The organism is Megalodesulfovibrio gigas DSM 1382 = ATCC 19364, from assembly GCF_000468495.1.
GTDB classification, from domain to species: Bacteria; Desulfobacterota; Desulfovibrionia; order Desulfovibrionales; family Desulfovibrionaceae; genus Megalodesulfovibrio; species Megalodesulfovibrio gigas.
On sequence record NC_022444.1, the window covers coordinates 614,667 to 632,160 of the forward strand.

Sequence of the window (17,494 nt, forward strand, 5' to 3'; positions counted from 1 at the left end):
ACTCAGGATGAGGGAGGAGGATTGATTCCGTCCTCCATGCGCCAGCAGGCCTCCACGCCTGCCGCCGCCGCCAGGGCCGTGCCCACGTCCTGCAGCAGGGACAGCCGCTCCAGGGAGATGGCATCCGCCGCAAACAGGATGGCCCCGGCAAGCTGCAGTCCCCAGAACATCCCAAAGAAGCGCCACCCGGCCCGTTCGCGCCCCTGGAGGAACTGGCCGGCCCCAGGGCACAGCCAGCCCAGCAGCAGATGCCCGAAGAGCCGGGCCAGGGAGGCGGACTCCCACCCCGACTGCGCCGAACGGGAAAGGCCCGGCACGGCCAGGAGGGCGCAGGCGTCGGCCATGGCGAAGGCCCGGAGCAGCTCGTGCAGTTTCCAGGGCAGGCTGAAGACGGCCTCCAGCCGCAGGGCCATGACCAGATGCTGGATCTTGGACGCCAGCACCAGCGGCGGATCGCCGTGCCAGGCACCCAGGGCCGAGGCCGCCCCGGCCGCCGAGGCCAGGGTGTGCTGCAGCACGGGGATGATCGTCAGGTAGCCCAGCAGGTACGCCGCCAGCAGCCCCAGCCCAAAGCGCACGCGGCCGGCATAGATCTGCCCTGTTCCCGGGGCGCACCAGCTGACCAGCACGGCGAACCATGGAGCCTGCGGCACCTGTGGAGCCTGCACGCCTGGAGTCGATGCGCCATCCTCCTCCCGGCAGCGCTCCCGGGCCGCCAGGATGGCCGTGGCGATGCCCAGATGCCAGATCCACACCAGTCCCAGGAAGGCGGCGGCCAGTTGCAGCAGCGGGTCCACGGTCCACTGACGAGGGGACGGCGGCTCCGGCAACGGCATCACCAACAGCTGATCCAGCAGCAGCACGCCGCCCACCACTGCCAGCCAGGAGAGGCACGCCATGCAGGCCAGGGCCAGCAGCGTGCCCCGTCCGCGCCGGCCGGCATGCCAGTCGCCCCAACCGGGCAGGAGCACGGCCAGCACGCCGGCACGATGGATGCTCACAGGACAGCGCACAGGACCTCCGACGGCGCAACACCGTCGCCGAATGTAGTGTTACGAAAATACGTGAAGCGCTGGGGACTCACGGAGCCTTCGGCGTCGGGACCGCCTGCAAGGCAGGCTGCGTTGTTATGGGGACGTATGCCGAAGGTGCAACGCAGCGCAGTGCGCCTCGAAACAGCGCTGTCGGGACACCCCCCAAACGGTCTCTCGCTATTTGGCAAAGTTCGCGGGCAGGCTGGCCCGGCGGTAGCCTTCGGGAACCTGGAACAGCTCCATGGATTGTGGACCAGGGATGATGTCGGCAAGGGTCATGGTGGCATTGCCCGGCCCCTCGCGCCTGAGCAGCACGCCCAGTTCCGGGGAGTGCCAGACGGTCATCTCCACCTGCCGGGCTTCGTCTGCGGGGCGCAGCAGCTCCGGCTCGTAAAAGCGGTTCGGCATGCGCACGTGGTATTTGAGACTGCGCCGGCCGTCCACCATCTCCTCGCCCTGGGGCGTGATGGTGCATTCCTGGCGCAGCAGCGCCGGCGACGCCAGGGTGTCCCGGCTCAGGGGCAGATCCAGAAAGGTCTGCTTTTTTACATCAAACAGCCAGAGCCGGCCCAGATCCTGCCGCTCCACCTGCGCTGTTGCGCCGTGCTGCACGCGAACCTTGGGGCCGTCCACATGCAGCGCCATGGTCCGGACGACGCCGTCGCGGGCCAGGTGCAGGGTGGCGTTGAAGGGCTGGGGCGCACGGGCGGATTCCTGCAGGGCCGCAGCCAGCAGCAGTTCCACGGGCAGGCCGGGAGCGTCCTGCGCCAAGGCATCGCCCGCAGCAGCCAGCAGGCAGCACAGCATCACCACCAGTGCGCGCACGCTCCGGAACCGGTCACCTGGGAGCATGGCTGGCTACTTGCTGACGCGGCTGGTGTCCGTGAAATGGATTTCCAGAACATCCGTGCCCAGGATGAACCCGACCTCGTTCTTGCCGGTCAGGGCATTGAAGTACTCCATTTCGAAGTGATCCATGCCCGTCAGGCTGCCTGCAAGATCCTGGGGGATCTTGACGGCATGACTCGGCGTGTTCGTCGTGGTCACCGTGCCGAAATCCGTGTTGGGATCGCGCTTGACCGTAAGGATGTCGCGCACGGGCACCTGCGTCTCCAGCCCGTCCAGGGTGCAGAAGAAGTACCCTGTTTTTTTGGGCATGTCGTCAAAGAGAACGTCGGCGTAGCGGACAAAATCCTTGCGGACCACATCCCCCCGGTCATTCTTGAAGAGCACGTAGCCCGCGGCGTCCACCCAGATTTTTTCTGCGCACAGCCCCTGGGCGGCCACGCCCAACAGACAGGCAAGCACAACCATGTGGGCCAGGGCCAGGCGCGCCAGGGAAACACCCATCTTCATGCACTCCTCCTCGGCAGGCTGCAGCACCCTGGCAGGGCCTGCAGGTGATGGCACGGTGCATTGCCGATGCAATGCGCATTCTATCGCTCATCCTGCGTGTACTTCAATTCACTGCGGCTGGCAAGCCGTTCCGTGATGTGCGCCAGCGGGTCGCAACATCTCGCAGTGCAACGGCCGGTCATCGGGCTGCAACGGGCCACCGTGCGCGCAGGCGTGCGCGCAATTGGCAATACAACGCACTGCAATGCCAACAACGCGCCATTGCAGCAGCCGGCGGCGCAGCATGGCGCTGTCTGGCGTCAGCCGGTTGCACATGGAACAGCCCCTCAGGAGGCCTGACGCAACAGGTCGTCATGAGGGCGTCGGGGTTCCGCGCGGCTCCCGGCCGTCCTGCTTGACGGCGTACATGGCGCCGTCTGCAGCGTTGAGCAGGGCTTCCAGGTCCATGCCCTGGCTGTGACAGGCCATGCCGATGGACGCCCGGACCACGAACGGCGCCCGGCCCTCGCACTCCAGCCCCAGGGATTCCGGCGTAATGGCTGCCAGCGCCGCATGCAGCCGTTTGGCATAGCTCGATGCCTCTTCGGTGGAGGCGTCCGGCAGCAGGATGATGAATTCGTCGCCCCCGATACGGCAGACCACATCCCCGCGGCGCGACACGCGGTCCAGGGTGCGCGCCACCTCCCGCAGCACCAGATCCCCGGTCTCGTGTCCCCAGGCATCGTTGACGGGTTTGAAATGGTCCAGATCCAGAAACAGCAGGCACACGGGGATGTCCAGAATGCCAGCCTGCTCCAGCAACTGGCGACCGTAGTGTTCCAGGTAGGTCCGGTTGCGGATGCCCGTGAGGGGATCCAGATACTGCCGGCCGCTCACGGATTCCTTTTCCAGCATGGAAAAGATGATGGCCTCGAACACGGCGCAAAAATGCTCCAGATAATCCGTGGCCATGTCGGTGGTGTAGCGACCGGGGTCGGCATCCAGCAGGCTCAAAAAGCCCAGGGGCATTCTGGAATTGCCACGGTGGAACGGAAAGACGAAACAGGACCCGCGCAGGATGCCGTCCGCACTGGCGCGGGTTGCGACGGGGAAAAACGCAGCCGGATGCTCCAGGGCGGTGGCCGGACCGATGTAGCACCGCGGGGTGCCCACCTCCTGCAGGGCGGTCCAGGCCTCGGCGAGGGTGTCGGCATCCAACTGCACAGGGCAGGCGGCGTCTGCCTCCTGCAGCGTCGGCGGGGGGCAGACATCTGCCGGGAGCACCTGCTGCGCCATCACCAGCTCCACGGCGGCCAGGCTGAACAGGTGGGCAATGTGCTCGCACAGGGCGGGCAGCTCCTGCACCGTGCGCACCTGCTGCACCACATCCAGCCCCTCGCGGAAGGTCTGGAAGGCGGTGATGGTGGATTCGTAGGCCACGGCCAGGGCCTTGTTGGCGACCTTGAGGCGCATGAGCTGCAACCGGGCCTGTTCTGTGGTGAGGCCGGACGTGGCGGCAGTCCTGCCCACTCGCACCCCCGGCGCCACTGGCAGTGCATCCGGCCCCGGGACGGAAACCGGGGCGGCCATGGCATGCAGGGCAATCTCCGACACGGCTTCCAGCGCGGCAAGTGCCTGCTCGGGCCGGCCAGCCCGAAAGCCCTCCCGCCCCTGGCGGCACAAGTCCATGATGCGGGTGAAAGTGGACGCGTCCGACATCATCCCAGCCTTTTCTTCAGTAATGGCGTATGCAGGTATGGTTAGGGAAGTTGCCGGACAACGTCAAGCAAGGCCGGCCGTTCTGCCGCCTTACTTGACACAGGAGAAACCCCCCGCGTAAAGCTAAGCGAATCAAACAAGAAGACGGACATGCAGCCTGCGAGGTGGTCTGTGGCAGCTCTCCCTGATATGCGCATCAAACAGTACGAATCCACGGTGGTGGATTTTGTCCGCAAGGAAAGTGGACATTTTCTGGTGGCCACCACGGACAACACCTTTATGGCTGTCCTGCGCAACACCATTTACAAGCAACTCGCCGTCTCGGAAGAATGCATCACCCCGATTTCCGACGAAAACCACATCCTGCGAAGCATCAAGGAAATCTCAGCGCGGCGCAAGAAGGTCGTGCTGTTTGTCGAACGGGTGTTCAACAACCGGGAGACATTCTTTCTGGTCCGTCAGGTGAAGAATGCCTACAGCAACATCAAGGTCATCATCCTGACGGGCGAGGCCGACCGGCAACGTCTGGTGCTGCTGCATGAAATCGGAGCCGACAACTTCATCGCCAAGCCCATTTCCATCAATGTGCTCATCGAGAAGATCGCCTTCACCATCAAGCCGCAAGGCAAAATCGGCAAACTCATCGACAAGGCCCGCCAGCTCCTGGCTGCCGGCAACTACGACGACACGCTCAAGGTCTGCCAGCTCATCCTGGAGGAAAAACCCAACTCCGCCGCAGGGCTGCTCATCATGGGAGACGCCTTCAAGGGGCTGGGCTACAAGGATAAAGCCATGGAGTGCTTCCTGGAAGCCTCCAACGCCGCCCAGCTGTTCCTGGAGCCGCTCAAGAAGCTGGCCGAGTTCTTCCGGGAGGAAGGGCAGCTGGAAGAACAGCTCAAATACCTTGAAAAGCTGGACAAGCTCTCACCGCTAAATGTGGATCGCAAGGTGGAGATGGGCAGCGTGCATGTGGAACTGGGCAACATGGAAGAAGCTGAACAGCTCTTCGACACCGCCCTGGAGCAGGCCAAGCGCGAGGCCCTGAATTATCTGGAAGACATCACCAGCCGCGTGGCAGACACCTACAATCAGAAGGACCCTGCCCGGGCCGTGAAGTATTACCGCAAGGCGCTGGAGCTCAAGGGCGACATGCTGGACTCCAGCGACCTGGGCACCTTCAACTCCCTGGGCATCGCCCTGCGCCGGCAAGGCCGCTGGATGGAGGCGGTGGACGAATACAAAAAAGCCCAGCGCATTGCCCCGGACGATGAAAACCTGCATTATAACATCGCCATGGCCTATGCCGAGGGCAAGGACTTCCTGCGCGCCATCAAGCACCTGGAAGAGGCCCTCGCGCTGAACCCGAAGTGTTTCCGGCAGGATCCAGTCATGTCGTACAACTTCGCCCTCATCCATTCCCGCGGCCGGCGCAACCAGGAAGCCGCCCGCTTCGCCCGCGCCTCCCTGGAGCTCAACCCGAACTTCGAGAAGGCCCAGAAGCTGCTGGCCTCGCTGGAAGGAAAATAACCGGGGACCCGCCGACAACACGCATCCCGCGCCGAAAATGTCCGGGGCGTGTCCGGGGCGTGTCCGGGGCGTGTCCGGGGCAGACGGGCTCCCCCGCTGCTACTGCTCCGGATTCACTTCCAGCTCAAACTTGTACACCTCGTCATCGTAATCCTTCCAGACCTGGAAGCCCAGCCGCTCGGCCAGGCCGGCCATGGCGTTGTTCATGAACAGCGCCTGGCCGATGATGCGGTGCGTGCCGCGGGAGCGGCAATAGCGGATGATCTTGTCCATGAGAATCCGGCCCAGGCCCAGGCGTTTGCAGTCCGACCGGATGAGAATGGCGAACTCGGCATCGCGGTTCTCGGGATCAGTCATGGCCCGCACCACGCCCAGCGTCTTGATTTCGCAGGACTCTCCGGGCGCGCAGAGCCGGTCCGGCCCCTTGGCGATGAAGGCCATCTCCCGGTCGTAATCGATCTGCGTCAGCTTGGTCATCTCCATGCGCGGCAGCTCGCCGATGTTGGAGAAGAAGCGGAAGCGCTTGTCGTCTGCGGAAACGTGCTCCAGGAAGTCGTAATGCGCCGGCTCGTCCTCGGGGCGGATGGGCCGCAGCGTCACCTGCCGGCCGTCGCGCAGGGTGGTGCACTCCTCCAGCTCCCGCGGGTACGGGCGGATGGAGAGCAGGTCCGCGCCGGTGGCATGGTCTGCCCGGGCGGCGGAGCAGTGGGCGTCCAGGGCAAAGACGCCGCGGGAATCCGCAAACAGGGGGTTGATTTCCAGCTCGAAGATTTCCGGAATATCGATGATGAGTTGCGAAATCTTGCACAGGGTGAGGCAGATGGCGTCGATGTCTGCCCCGGGGAAATCCCGCGAGCCCTTGAGCAGGGTATGGACCTTGGTGCGGGAGACGAGTTCGCGCGCCAGATGCATGTTCAGCGGCGGCAGGGCCACTTGCCGGTCCCCGGCCAGATCCGTGCGGCTGCCGCCCTGGCCAAAGCGGATGACCGGCCCAAACACGGGATCGTTCACCACCTCCACCAGCAGCTCATGGGCCGCGGCCCGGCGCATCATGCGCTGCACGGCAAAGCTCGTCAGCCGCGCCTCAGGCAGCACGGCCCGGATGCGCTCGCGCATGGTCCTGGCGGCGTGGCGCACGGCCTCGGGGGTGTCCAGATCCAGGGCCACGGCGCCCATGTGGCTCTTGCGCATGATGTCCGGCGAGTCCAGCTTCAGGGCCACGGGGAAGCCCAGATCCTGCGCCGCACGCACCACGGTTTCGTCGTCGTCCACGGGCAGGTCCACCCGCATGTCCACCACGGGGATGGAATAGGCCTTGAGCACCTCCATGGTTTCCGGCCCGGTGAGCAGCGGCCCCTGGGCCTCGATGGCGGTGCGCACCACCTCGCGGGCGTGGAAGGTGTCCGGATTGTACGTCTCGGGCAGGGAGGTGGGCGTTTCCATGAGCAGTTCCTGGTTGCGACGGTACTGCACCATGGAGAGGAAGCCGCGGATGGCTTTTTCCGGCGTGTCATAGGTGGCCAGACCGGCTTCGGCGAAAAACTCCCGGGACTCCAGGGCATCGTCGATGCCCAGCCAGCTGGTAAGCACGTTGCGCTTGGTCTTGCGGCTCACGGCGGCCACGGCCTTGGCGATTTCCAGGCCGGGAATCTTGGAGGTGGGCACGCGCATCACCAGGACGGCATCCACCTCCGGCGCATTGAGCAGCAGCTTGAGGGCGGTGGCATACTTGTCCGCATCCGCATCGCTGCGCAGCACCAGGGGATTGGCCGAGGACCAGTCGCACCCCAGTGCATCGGTAAGATGCCGGCTGGTTTCCGCAGACAGGCGGGCCAGCTGCCCGCCGCCCAGGAGCAGCGCATCCGCAGCCATGAAGCCCGGGGACCCGCCATTGGTGAGGATGGCCAGCCGCTCCCCGCGCAGGGGCCGGGTGCGGGCCAGGGTTTCCACGGTGTCGAACAGCGTGTCGATGTCGAACACCCGGAGCATGCCGGCGCGGCGGAAGGCGGCGTCGTACACGTCGTCCGCACCCAGGAAGGAACCGGAATGCGCCGCCGCAGCCCTGGCGCCCTCGGTGGAGCGGCCGGACTTGACCACCAGCACCGGCTTGTTGCGGGCCGTGGCGCGCGCGGCAGACATGAACGCCCGGGCGTGGGTGATGGTTTCCAGATACAGCAGGATGGCGCGGGTGTTGGGATCCCGGGCCAGAAAGTCCAGCAGGTGCCCGAAGTGGATCTGGTAGCGATCGCCCAGGGTGATGCAGTGGGAAAAGCCGATGCCCTTGGAGGACGCCCAGTCCAGCACCGTGGCAAAGAGCGAGTCCGACTGGGACACAAAGGCCACCTTGCCCGGCTTGGCATGACGATGGGCCAGGCTGGCATTAAGGCCGATGCTTGGATTGATGAACCCCAGACAGTTGGGGCCCAGCAGGCAGAACTCGTGCTCCTTGCAGGCCTGCACCACGGCGCGCTTGACTTCCTGGCTGGCGCCGCCGGCATAGCGGAAGGCCCCCAGGCTCAGGGCCACACCGGCCCGCACCCCGCGCTTGGAAAGCTCGGCAATGTGCGCCGGCAGCTCGGCAAGGGGCGTGCAGAAGCAGGCCAGCTCCGGCGTCAGGGGCAACGTGTCGATGGTCTTATAGCATTCCTCGCCAGCCACGGAGGCCAGTTCCGGATGCACAGGCATCACCGGGCCCAGGAACGTGCCCGAGAGCAGATTCTTCATCAGAATCTGCCCGGGGTGCCCGGGTTCGTCCGTTGCGCCGATGACGGCCACTGACGTGGGATTGAAAAGCTGCTTGAAGCAGGCCGCGTTCACCAGCGCCTCCTTATTGTGGATTGGCCCAAGCTGGTATGGCCTGCCGGACGCGGCAAGTCAATGGGCAGTGCAGCCCGCGGCAGGAAGGACGCTCAGACCAGCGTCTCCACGCAGTCGCGGCCATTCTCCTTGGCTCGGTACAAGGCCTTGTCCGCCCGATGCACCAGGGACTCCACGGTGTCGCCATCCTGAAACACGGTGACGCCGAAACTGGCCGTCACCCGCGCCACGGCCGGAAACTCGCTTTCGCGCACCTGTTGCCGCAGCTTCTCGGCCACGGCCACGGCCTGGAGCAGATCCGCCTCCGGACAGATCAGCAAAAATTCCTCCCCGCCCCAACGGCCCAGCGCATCGGCGGCGCGGATGTTGGCCGTCGCCAGCCGGGCAAAATGCTGCAGCACGGCATCGCCGGCCTGATGGCCGTAGTCGTCATTCACAGCCTTGAAGTGATCAAGATCAATGAACAACAACCCCAGGGGCCGCTGGTGGCGACGGGCGCGCTCCATCTCGCAGACCAGCTGCTGCTGGATCTTGTGCCGGTTGGCCACGCCGGTCAGGGCATCGGTGGTGGAGAGCCGCTCCAGCTCCCGATTCTTGAGGGAAAGCTCGGCATGCGCCTCGGCCAGACGGTTCTGGGTGAGCTTGAGTTCGTTGATGTCCACGGCGATGGAATACTTGGCGGTCCGGCCGTCCGGCCAGCTGATGGCCTTTTCCTGCAACTGGTACCAGCAGTCATCCACGTCATGATACAGCTCAAAGACGATGCTGCGGCCGTTGGGCTTGCCGTCCGCCGTCACCAGATCCTTTATCTTGCAATGCATGCACGGCTTTTCGCGGCCGAAGAGCGCGGCGTAACAGATGCGGCCCTTGACTGCACCGTACAGCCGCATGAAGGAATTGTTGACAAAGATGATTTCCCACGAGTGCACATCCACCACATAGATGGGGAAGGGAATGATGCTGAAGTGCGTCTCGAACAGGATGTTCTCAAGCATGGCCGGGACGATATTTTTCGTAGACCTGCTGCAGGTGTTCGCCGAGCTTTTCCTTTTTGACCGGCTTGAGCACGTAGCCCTTGGCCCCGGCGTCGATGGCGCTGATGACCATCTGCTCCTGCCCGTGGGAGGTGATCATGACGATGAGCGCGTCGGGATCGCTGGCAAGTATCTGGCTGGTGGCCTGGATGCCGTCCATGTCCGGCATGGTGATGTCCATGGTCACCACGTCGGGCCGCACGGCGGGGTAGGCCTGTGCCGCCTGCTGGCCGTTGCCAGCCACATGCACCACCTCGTGCCCGAGCTCCTCCAGCATTTTAGCGAGTTTTTTCACGGTAATGGCGGAGTCGTCCACCACCATGATGCGCAGCGGCTTCATGCGGACTCCTCAATGTAGTTGAGTTTTTCGTCGAACAGCCGTTTTGGCCCGATGCAGAACACGTCCAGGACGCCGTACTCGGTGTGCAGCATGGCCCGGAAGAACTGCGCCTCCTTGTGGCGGAAAATGTTCTTGCCCTGGGTGATGAGCACCGGGGGCGAGAGCTGGATGGCCGGGGCCCCGGAATCGGAGAACGCCGCCGTGGCGTTGCCCACGATGATGTTGACCAGATCCGCTGCGGTTTCCTCCAGATACTGGCTGCGCTCGGCGTCGTCGATTTCGAGATCTTCGGTGTAGCGTTCAAAGGCGCGCAGGATGAGAGGCTCGTCGAAGCTCAACGCCAGGTACAGCTTTTGGGCGCACTCCACGCTCATCAGGGACGTCAGATAGCCCAACTGCAGTTGCAGGACGTCTTCCAGATGAAATTCACAGCCCTGCACATCAATATCCACCTCTTCCTGCAAGAATGAGGTTGCCCGGGCGGCCACGGCCCGGACCAGTTGGGGACAGTTGCACGGTTCCATGTCCGAGGCTCCTTGTTCTGCCGGCATCACGCCGGGCCCGCCAGGGGCAGCCGCACGAGCACGCTGGTCCGCCCCGGCTGGGCAGTGTCCAGCACCACGGCACCACCGTGCACCTCGGCAATCAATTTAGCTACATACGTACCAAGGCCGGTGCCGTCTTTGCTGGCGGTGGCATATTTTTCAAAAAACCGCTGCCGCACGACAGCCGGCACCTCGCCCTGGTTTTCCACGCGCACGCAGGCCATGCCGGGCTCCTGCGTCACGTCCACCACCACCTCGGCGCCAGACGGGGACGCCTCCGCGGCATTCTTCAGCAGGTTTGAGAAGAGCGAATAGCACAACAGCTCTTCCGCCGCCACCAGCAGGCACGCCCCCTTCTCCGCCGGCTGGCCGGCATGCTGCAGCACGCACGTCGCCCCGCGCTGCCGCAGCAGGGGGTCCAGATCCCGCAGGGCCGAGCGCAGCAAGGCAAGCACGTTGAGCGGCTCCGGGCGCAGCACATACGTGCCCTGCTCCAGCCGGAGCAGATCCAGCGTCTTGCTCACCAGATTGAGAATCTTGCTCCCGGCCGTGGCAATGCATTCCAGGGCTTCCACCGTGCGCGGCGGCAGCTCGGGGTGATCTTCCAGGATCATCTGGGGAAAGTTGAGGATGGGCGTCAGGGGGGACTTGAGATCGTGCCGCGTCATGCGCTCCACGTCCTCCCGCAACCGGAGGTGCTCCTGCAGCAGCTGGTTTTGCGCCTGCAGCTCCTTGTTCATCAGGGCCATGCGGGCATGGGCCTCGGCCAGGCGGTTCTGCATGGCCTTGAGTTCGGAAATATCCACGGCGATGGTGTACTTCATGGTGCGGCCGTCCGGCCAGGTGATGGCCTTTTCGTGCAGCTGCAGCCACCGTTCCCGCGGCTCATCGTACATCTCGTACACATGCGTCTGCATGCTCGGCAGCCCGTGTTCATCCACCAACTGCCTGATCTTGCAAAACCGGCAGGGCGCAGGCTCCTGGTACAGCAGCAGGTGACACGGCTGGGCGCGGTCCATGGAGGCTGGCAAATGCTGCCGCATCAGGCGGTTTGCATACACCAGCTCGAAGGTGTGCACGTCCACCACGTAAATATCGAAGGGAATCACCTCGAAATAGGTTTCGAGGAGCATGCCTTCCGTGACATTGGTGGAGGGCGACATCTGATCCAGGGAGACCATCGCAGGCAGCCTTTGGGTTGGACATATGATTGTTGCGTGTATTAGAATCGATTATGCCATGCTTGGCAAGGGGCCGCCGGAACGCGCCCTTTTCTGCGAGGAGAAGAATGCAACGCAACAGGGTGATGACAACCGTGCAGACGGCGGTGCTATGGTGCCAGGTGTGCCTGCTGGCCGGACTGGCCGGATTAGCGGCCGGACCAGCCGCAGCAGCCCAGCTGGACCTGACCGAGGCGGAGCGAGAGTTCATCCGCGCCCATCCGGTGATCACCTTCAGCGACGTGCGCTGGGAGCCCCTGGCCATGATCGAGAACGGCCGCTACCAGGGCATCCTGCACGACTATTATCAACTTGTCGCCGCCCGCACCGGCCTGACGTTCAAATTCGTCCAGATTGGCGACGGCCTTGATTTTCAGCAGGTGCTGGATGCCCTGCAGAACAAAGAGATAGACTGTATCGACGGCACCGGCAAAACCCGGGATCGCGAACGCTATGCGCTGTTCGCCGGCCCTTTCTTCCGTTTTCCCCTGGCCATCGCCTCGCGTGACGACGTGATGGCCCCCAATACGGCGGCCCTGCTCGGCCTGCGGGTGGTGGTGGCCAGCGGCTCCACCGCCTCCGAGCACCTGCGCGAGCGCCATCCCGGCCTGCCCCTGGCCTTTGTGGAAGATCCCGGCACGGCCCTGCGCATGGTGGCCACCAGCCAGGCCGATGCCATGCTGGACAATCTGGCCGTGGTGGCCCACGCCATCCGCACCTCCGGCCTCACCAACGTCAAGATCTCCGGCCAGGCCGACTACACCTTCGACGTCTTCACCCTGATCCGCGACGACATGCCCCTGTTGCAGTCCATCCTGGACAAGGCCCACAAGCAGATTCCGGCGCGGGAAAAGCACGATATCCTGTCCCGCTGGCTGCCCATGTACCCTACCGGCGTGGGCGGCGAGCCCCTGGAGCAATCCCGGTCCGCGGAGCGCCCTCCTCTGTTGACCCTGAACGAGTGGGAGCAGGCGCATCTGCGACAAAAAGGCGTGGTGCGATACTGCATCGACCCGGACTGGATGCCCGTGGAACGCATCAACGAACGCGGCATCCACGAGGGCATGACGGCGGATCTGCTGGCCCTCATGGCCGAGCGCCTGGGCGTGCGCTTCGAACTGACGCCCACGATCAGCTGGCCCCAGACCCTGGAATACGTCAGGACCCGCCGTTGCGATCTCATCATCGCCGCCGGGGATTCGCCGCAACGTCGCGCCTTTCTGGACTTCACCAGCGCCTACCTGCGATTCCCCCTGGTGGTGGCCGCCCGCGCGGACATGCCCTTCATCGAGGACGCCGCCGGCCTGTACGGCCACACCGTGGGCGTGCTGGAGGACAACATCAGCGGCACCGTGCTGCGGCAGGCCCATCCCGGCCTGATCCTGACGGAATTCTCCAGTCTCTCCAAAGGGCTGGAGGCGGTGGCAGCCGGCCATCTGGACGCCTTTGTGGATGGCCTGCCCATCATCAGCTACGCCATCGGCAAGGAAAATCTTTCGGACCTGAAGGTTGCCGGCCGCCTCAACGAGAGTCTCGTCCTGAGTCTGGCCGTGCGCCGCGATGACCCACAACTGCTTGGCATCATGCAGAAAGCCGTCAACACCCTCACGCCGCAGGAAATCGATGCCGCGTTCAAAAAGTGGGTCACCGTCACCTTTGCACACAGCCTCGACGCCGCCCAGCTGTGGCGCATCGGCCTGGCTGCCCTGGCCGTGCTGGCTCTGCTGCTGGGGGTGGTGGCCTGGAATCGCAAGCTCTCCAGCCTGAATCGCAACATCAGTCAGGCCCACGAGGATCTGGAAAAAGCCCACGCCAGCCTGGGCGCACTGCTGGACAATTCCGGCCAGGGCTTTCTTTCCTTTGGGGACGACCTGCGCCTGCAACCGCAATACAGCCGGGAATGCGGCGTGCTGCTGCAGCAGGAAGCGCCCGGCACCCTGGAAGGCCGGCCCATCCACGAACTGCTGTACCCGGACGACCCCCAGGCCGCGGCCCAGTTCGCCACAAACCTGCAACGCATCCTGGCTGCGCAGGACGACTTCAAACAGGGCATGCTCCTGTCTCTCATGCCGGCACGCCTCTCCTTGGGTGCCCGACGCCTGCGGGTGCAGTACAAGGTGGTGGCGCCGGGGCGGATGATGCTCATCCTCACGGACATCACCCACGTGGAGCGCCTGCGCCGGGAGGTCAAGGCCGAGCGGGACCGGCTCTCCCTGGTGGTCAGCGCCGTGCGGGAGACGACCATCGTCCGGCAATTGCTGGCAGAGTTCGAGACCTTCCTGCAGGGGCTCGACGAGGCCGGCCGGAACGGCTGCCCGCACGCGCTGCAGCGCCAGATCCACACCCTCAAGGGCCAGTTCGCCCAGTTCGACTTCATCCACCTGCCCCAGGTCCTGCACGAGCTGGAAAGCGCCCTCGCCGCGGACGGCCTTGCGGCATTGCCGCCCCTTCGCGACACGTTGCAGGAGGCCATGGCCCAGGATGTCGGCATCATCCGGGAGGCGTTGGGATCGGACTTCCTCCAACGCGGCGCCAGCCTGGGCGAGGCCCGGGCCGCCGGCTTGGCCCGGCAGCTGCTGCACACGCTGCCCGACGAACTGCTGACCGAAGACATCCGCCGCCTTCTGCAAGAGCTGGCGGATCTGGACCGCGTGCCGTTCCGCGCCCTCCTGGGCCGCGCCCCGGAATACGCCCTCCAGCTGGCGGCGCGGCAAGGCAAGCAGCTCGGCATCCTGCGCATGCCGGCCCCCGATGACAGGACCACGCGCGTCTCCGCTGCCCGCTTCGCCGGCTTCGCCCGGTCGCTGATCCATGTCTTCCGCAATGCCGTGGACCATGGCATCGAGACGCCCGACGAACGCCTGGCCGCGGGCAAAGCCCAGGAAGCCAGCCTGTCCTGTGACGTCACCCTCCGCGACGGCCTGCTGGATGTGCGCATCGCTGACGACGGCCGCGGCCTGGACCCCGCCGCCCTGCGCGCCACCGCCCAGGCCCGGGGCCTGCTCACCCCGGAACAGGCGCACGCCCTTTCCGATGCCGAGGCGTTCTCCCTCATCCTGCACCACGGCTTCAGCACCGCACCCGAAATCACGTCACTGTCCGGCCGCGGCGTCGGCCTGGCGGCCGTGCAGGCAGCGGTGCAGGCCCTGGGCGGCGAAATCCTGGTGCAGTCGCAGCCCGGACAGGGCACCACCTTCCTCTTCCGCATCCCCCTGGCAGCAGCCTGACCCGAGGCCTTTCCTTCCGGCCCCCGTGGGCAGCATCATTCCATCCGAATGTTTTTCAAGGACATTTCGGAAACTTTATACCGCGACTAAAACTTTTACCCACCTTTACATATTCCCGCGCGAAAAACACGCTGGTTGGTGCCTGGATTGCTTGATGGGAGGGCATGGACGCATGCGGCAGGAATTGCCGCCTCGTCCCCCGAACCACTCGCCCCCCATCGGCAGGCGTCCCCCTCCGCCCGCCTCCACAGACATTCCTGCATGGAGGAATGAGTATGACCAGCGCCATCAGCAGCAGTTACGGCACTTCATCAACATCCTGGAGCAGCATTCTCAACGAGCAGGCCAGAAAACGTGCTGCTCCCTCCGCCGAAGAGCTGTTCGCAGCCACAGACGCCGACGGCGACGGCAGCATCACCAAAGCGGAGCTCACCTCCGCCCTGGAATCGCGCGCCAAGACCGGCGGCGCCAACGGTCCCGATGCGGACGAGCTCTTTTCCCAGCTCGACACGGACGGCGACGGCCTTGTTACCGAACAGGAGCATGCGGACGCCCTGGAGGCCATGGCCCAGAAGCTGGAGCAGAAGGCCAACATGACGATGATCGCCATGCAGCAGCAGGCGACGGCCTCGGCAGCGGAACTCTTCGCCAGCACCGACGCCGACAGCGACGGTTCCATCACCAAGGAAGAACTGCTCTCCGCCCTGCTGGACCGCAACCCGAACGCCACCGAGGAAGAGGCCGACGAACTGTTCGCCAAACTCGATGGCGACGGCGACGGCCTCGTCACCGAACAGGAGCACACGGACGCCCTGGCCGGCAAGGGTGGCCAGCCCGCCGGCGCCCAGGGCAGCGGCGCGGCCTCCGCTGAAGAAGAGGAAGAATATGAAGAGGCTGACCTCAACCAGGATGGCGTGGTCACCCTCGAAGAGATGGCCGAATACCTCGGCGCCACCGGCACGGAAAGCGCCGGCGACAACACCGGCCTGGACGAACTGTTTGCCGCCCTGGGCAACGCCGGCAACTCCGGAAGCCAGGGCACGCAAGGAAGCACGAGCGGCGAAGAGGACAGCACCGGATTCTCCATGGCTCCGGAACTGCTGAAGTCCCTGGTCACGCGGTACGGCGCGTCCTCGCAGATCTCCGTCTCTTCCCTCAGCCAGATGGCATGACGGCTGCGCATGCCGGGCATCCTCGCGCAAGGGGAGGTCGATTCGCCGGCCTCCCTTGGCGCAGGGGCCCTGCTCAGTCCAGGGGCAGCCGCACCTCCACGCACAGCCCGCCGCCTTCCCGATTGCTCGCACGCACTGCGCCCCGGTGCGCCTCCACGGCCCGGCGGGCGATGGCCAGCCCCAGCCCGAACCCGCCCCTGGGCACCCCAGACTGACCAAATTGGCCAGATTGGCCAGATTGGCCGGCTTGGCCGGCAACGCCGGACTGGCAATTCGCCGCGCGATGGAAGGGGGAAAAAATTGCCTCCAACTCCTCCGATGGCACGCCCGGGCCACGATCGCATACCGTAATCCGCACCTGCCGCCCTGCCGGCGCGGCGCTGCCGAGGGTCGTGCGCACCTCCACGGTTGTGCCGGGGGCCGTGTGGCTCACGGCGTTGCGCAGGATGTTTTCCAGGGCGCGATGCAGCAATTCCACGTGCCCATGCAGCGGACAGGGATCCAACCCATCGGTTTGCAAGGATTTTCCAACCGCGTGGGCCTCGAACCGGGCATCGGCCACCACATCGGCCAGGAGCTCGGCCAGATCCAGGACCTCGCCGGGGCCGCGCTCCGGGCCGGCCTCCAGCCGGGCCAGGGTAAGAATTTCCCCCACCAGCCGATCCAGCCGTTGCCCTTCACGCTCGATGCGGTCCAGGGTGGCGGCCATTTTTGCCGGGTCCTGCCGGGCCAGACCGATGGCCGCCTGCAGCCGGGCCAGGGGCGAGCGCAATTCGTGGGAGACATCGTGCAGCAGCCGGCGCTGGGCGGCGATGTGATGCTGGAGCGTTTCGGTCATGCGGTCGAAGTCGCGGCCCAGGTCGGCAATTTCGTCGCGCCGGTCGCCCATGAGGGGCTGGATTCTGGTTTCCAGCCTGCCCGCGGCCACGGAGCCCAAGGCCCAGCGCAGGAGCCGCACCGGCTTGGCGAAGTGCCAGGCCAGCAGCGCGCTGAACACCAGGCTGGCCAGCAGCCCGGCCGCCAGAGGCAGATAGGGCGGCGGCGGTCCGTGGCTGGTTACGGGCAGGGGCCGCCCCGAATCAAGCGCCCTGTCTGCGGCCGCGGCAAACACCAAATGCAGGCTGCCGTTGGGGCTGTGCGCCTCGCGCACGGCGGAGAACCACGGCTCAGGCTTCTGGGTCGGGCTGTACGGCAGGGCGGTTCCCCGGGCCCGCTCCAGGAGCACTGCCGACACGGGACGCCCAAGCAGGTCCTGCCCCTGGGCATCGACGATGAACAAGGCCTGCAGATCCGGACTCAATTGCCCCCAGGTCTGCAGTACGCGGCGCACAGACTCCACATCGCCCCGGGACAGCAGATCCGCCAGCGTGTCCGCCATGAAGGACGCCCGCGGCCCCGTGGCCAGGGTAGAGTTGCCGGCGGCGGCGCGTTCGTAGAGGGTCAGCCCCAGCCAGACCCCCAGGCCGGCGGACACCAGGGCGCACCAGAACGCGAAGAAGAATTTCCAGAACAGCCGGCCCATGG

At 65.3% G+C, this 17,494-nt stretch carries 13 protein-coding genes; 3 read left to right on the forward strand and 10 right to left on the reverse strand.

Translation table 11 applies throughout. The annotated features are described in order from the left end of the window. Positions 1-2 precede the first annotated feature (2 nt). From DGI_RS02695 to DGI_RS16795, 4 genes are all read right to left on the reverse strand, one after another. Positions 3-1,013: a DUF6677 family protein gene (locus DGI_RS02695; protein ID WP_021759125.1), complete on the reverse strand. Its 1,011-nt coding sequence runs from the start codon at positions 1,011-1,013 to the stop codon at positions 3-5. 198 nt (positions 1,014-1,211) lie between these two features. Beyond that, a complete protein-coding gene (locus DGI_RS02700) occupies positions 1,212-1,886 on the reverse strand; it encodes a hypothetical protein (RefSeq protein ID WP_021759126.1) in 675 nt (224 codons plus the stop codon). 6 nt (positions 1,887-1,892) lie between these two features. Further along, positions 1,893-2,390, reverse strand: a complete 498-nt coding sequence (locus tag DGI_RS02705; RefSeq protein WP_021759127.1) for a hypothetical protein — start codon at positions 2,388-2,390, stop codon at positions 1,893-1,895. A 351-nt stretch (positions 2,391-2,741) separates the two neighbouring features. Beyond that, the gene (locus tag DGI_RS16795; RefSeq protein WP_081696647.1) at positions 2,742-4,091 is read right to left on the reverse strand and encodes a GGDEF domain-containing protein; all 1,350 of its coding nucleotides are present in this window, start codon (positions 4,089-4,091) and stop codon (positions 2,742-2,744) included. Positions 4,092-4,277: 186 nt separating this feature from the next. Here DGI_RS16795 and DGI_RS02715 point away from each other — a divergent pair, with 186 nt between their 5' ends. Continuing rightward, positions 4,278-5,615 (forward strand): tetratricopeptide repeat protein, encoded by a 1,338-nt coding sequence (locus tag DGI_RS02715; RefSeq protein WP_034606662.1) that lies wholly within the window; start codon positions 4,278-4,280, stop codon positions 5,613-5,615. A 99-nt stretch (positions 5,616-5,714) separates the two neighbouring features. On the opposite strand, the gene DGI_RS02720 is transcribed toward DGI_RS02715, so the two are convergent. The 5 genes from DGI_RS02720 to DGI_RS02740 form a co-directional block, all read right to left on the reverse strand. Beyond that, the gene (locus tag DGI_RS02720) at positions 5,715-8,432 is read right to left on the reverse strand and encodes a bifunctional acetate--CoA ligase family protein/GNAT family N-acetyltransferase (protein WP_021759130.1); all 2,718 of its coding nucleotides are present in this window, start codon (positions 8,430-8,432) and stop codon (positions 5,715-5,717) included. A 92-nt stretch (positions 8,433-8,524) separates the two neighbouring features. Next, complete coding sequence (locus tag DGI_RS02725) at positions 8,525-9,427, reverse strand: GGDEF domain-containing protein (protein ID WP_021759131.1); 903 nt, start codon at positions 9,425-9,427, stop codon at positions 8,525-8,527. Further along, a complete protein-coding gene (locus DGI_RS02730) occupies positions 9,420-9,806 on the reverse strand; it encodes a response regulator (RefSeq protein ID WP_021759132.1) in 387 nt (128 codons plus the stop codon). The genes DGI_RS02725 and DGI_RS02730 overlap by 8 nt, the downstream gene beginning before the upstream one ends. Further along, complete coding sequence (locus tag DGI_RS02735) at positions 9,803-10,330, reverse strand: chemotaxis protein CheX (protein ID WP_021759133.1); 528 nt, start codon at positions 10,328-10,330, stop codon at positions 9,803-9,805. The genes DGI_RS02730 and DGI_RS02735 overlap by 4 nt, the downstream gene beginning before the upstream one ends. A gap of 26 nt (positions 10,331-10,356) precedes the next feature. After that, positions 10,357-11,532, reverse strand: a complete 1,176-nt coding sequence (locus DGI_RS02740) for a PAS domain-containing sensor histidine kinase (RefSeq protein WP_021759135.1) — start codon at positions 11,530-11,532, stop codon at positions 10,357-10,359. Positions 11,533-11,657: 125 nt separating this feature from the next. Here DGI_RS02740 and DGI_RS02745 point away from each other — a divergent pair, with 125 nt between their 5' ends. Both DGI_RS02745 and DGI_RS02750 read left to right on the forward strand, forming a co-directional pair. Beyond that, positions 11,658-14,798: a transporter substrate-binding domain-containing protein gene (locus tag DGI_RS02745; protein ID WP_034606725.1), complete on the forward strand. Its 3,141-nt coding sequence runs from the start codon at positions 11,658-11,660 to the stop codon at positions 14,796-14,798. Between the two features lie 275 nt (positions 14,799-15,073). After that, on the forward strand, positions 15,074-15,970 hold the full coding sequence (locus DGI_RS02750; protein ID WP_021759138.1) for an EF-hand domain-containing protein: 897 nt from the start codon (positions 15,074-15,076) through the stop codon (positions 15,968-15,970). Between the two features lie 73 nt (positions 15,971-16,043). Here DGI_RS02750 and DGI_RS02755 read toward each other — a convergent pair whose 3' ends face one another. Continuing rightward, positions 16,044-17,492, reverse strand: a complete 1,449-nt coding sequence (locus DGI_RS02755; RefSeq protein ID WP_021759139.1) for a sensor histidine kinase — start codon at positions 17,490-17,492, stop codon at positions 16,044-16,046. Positions 17,493-17,494: the final 2 nt, after the last annotated feature.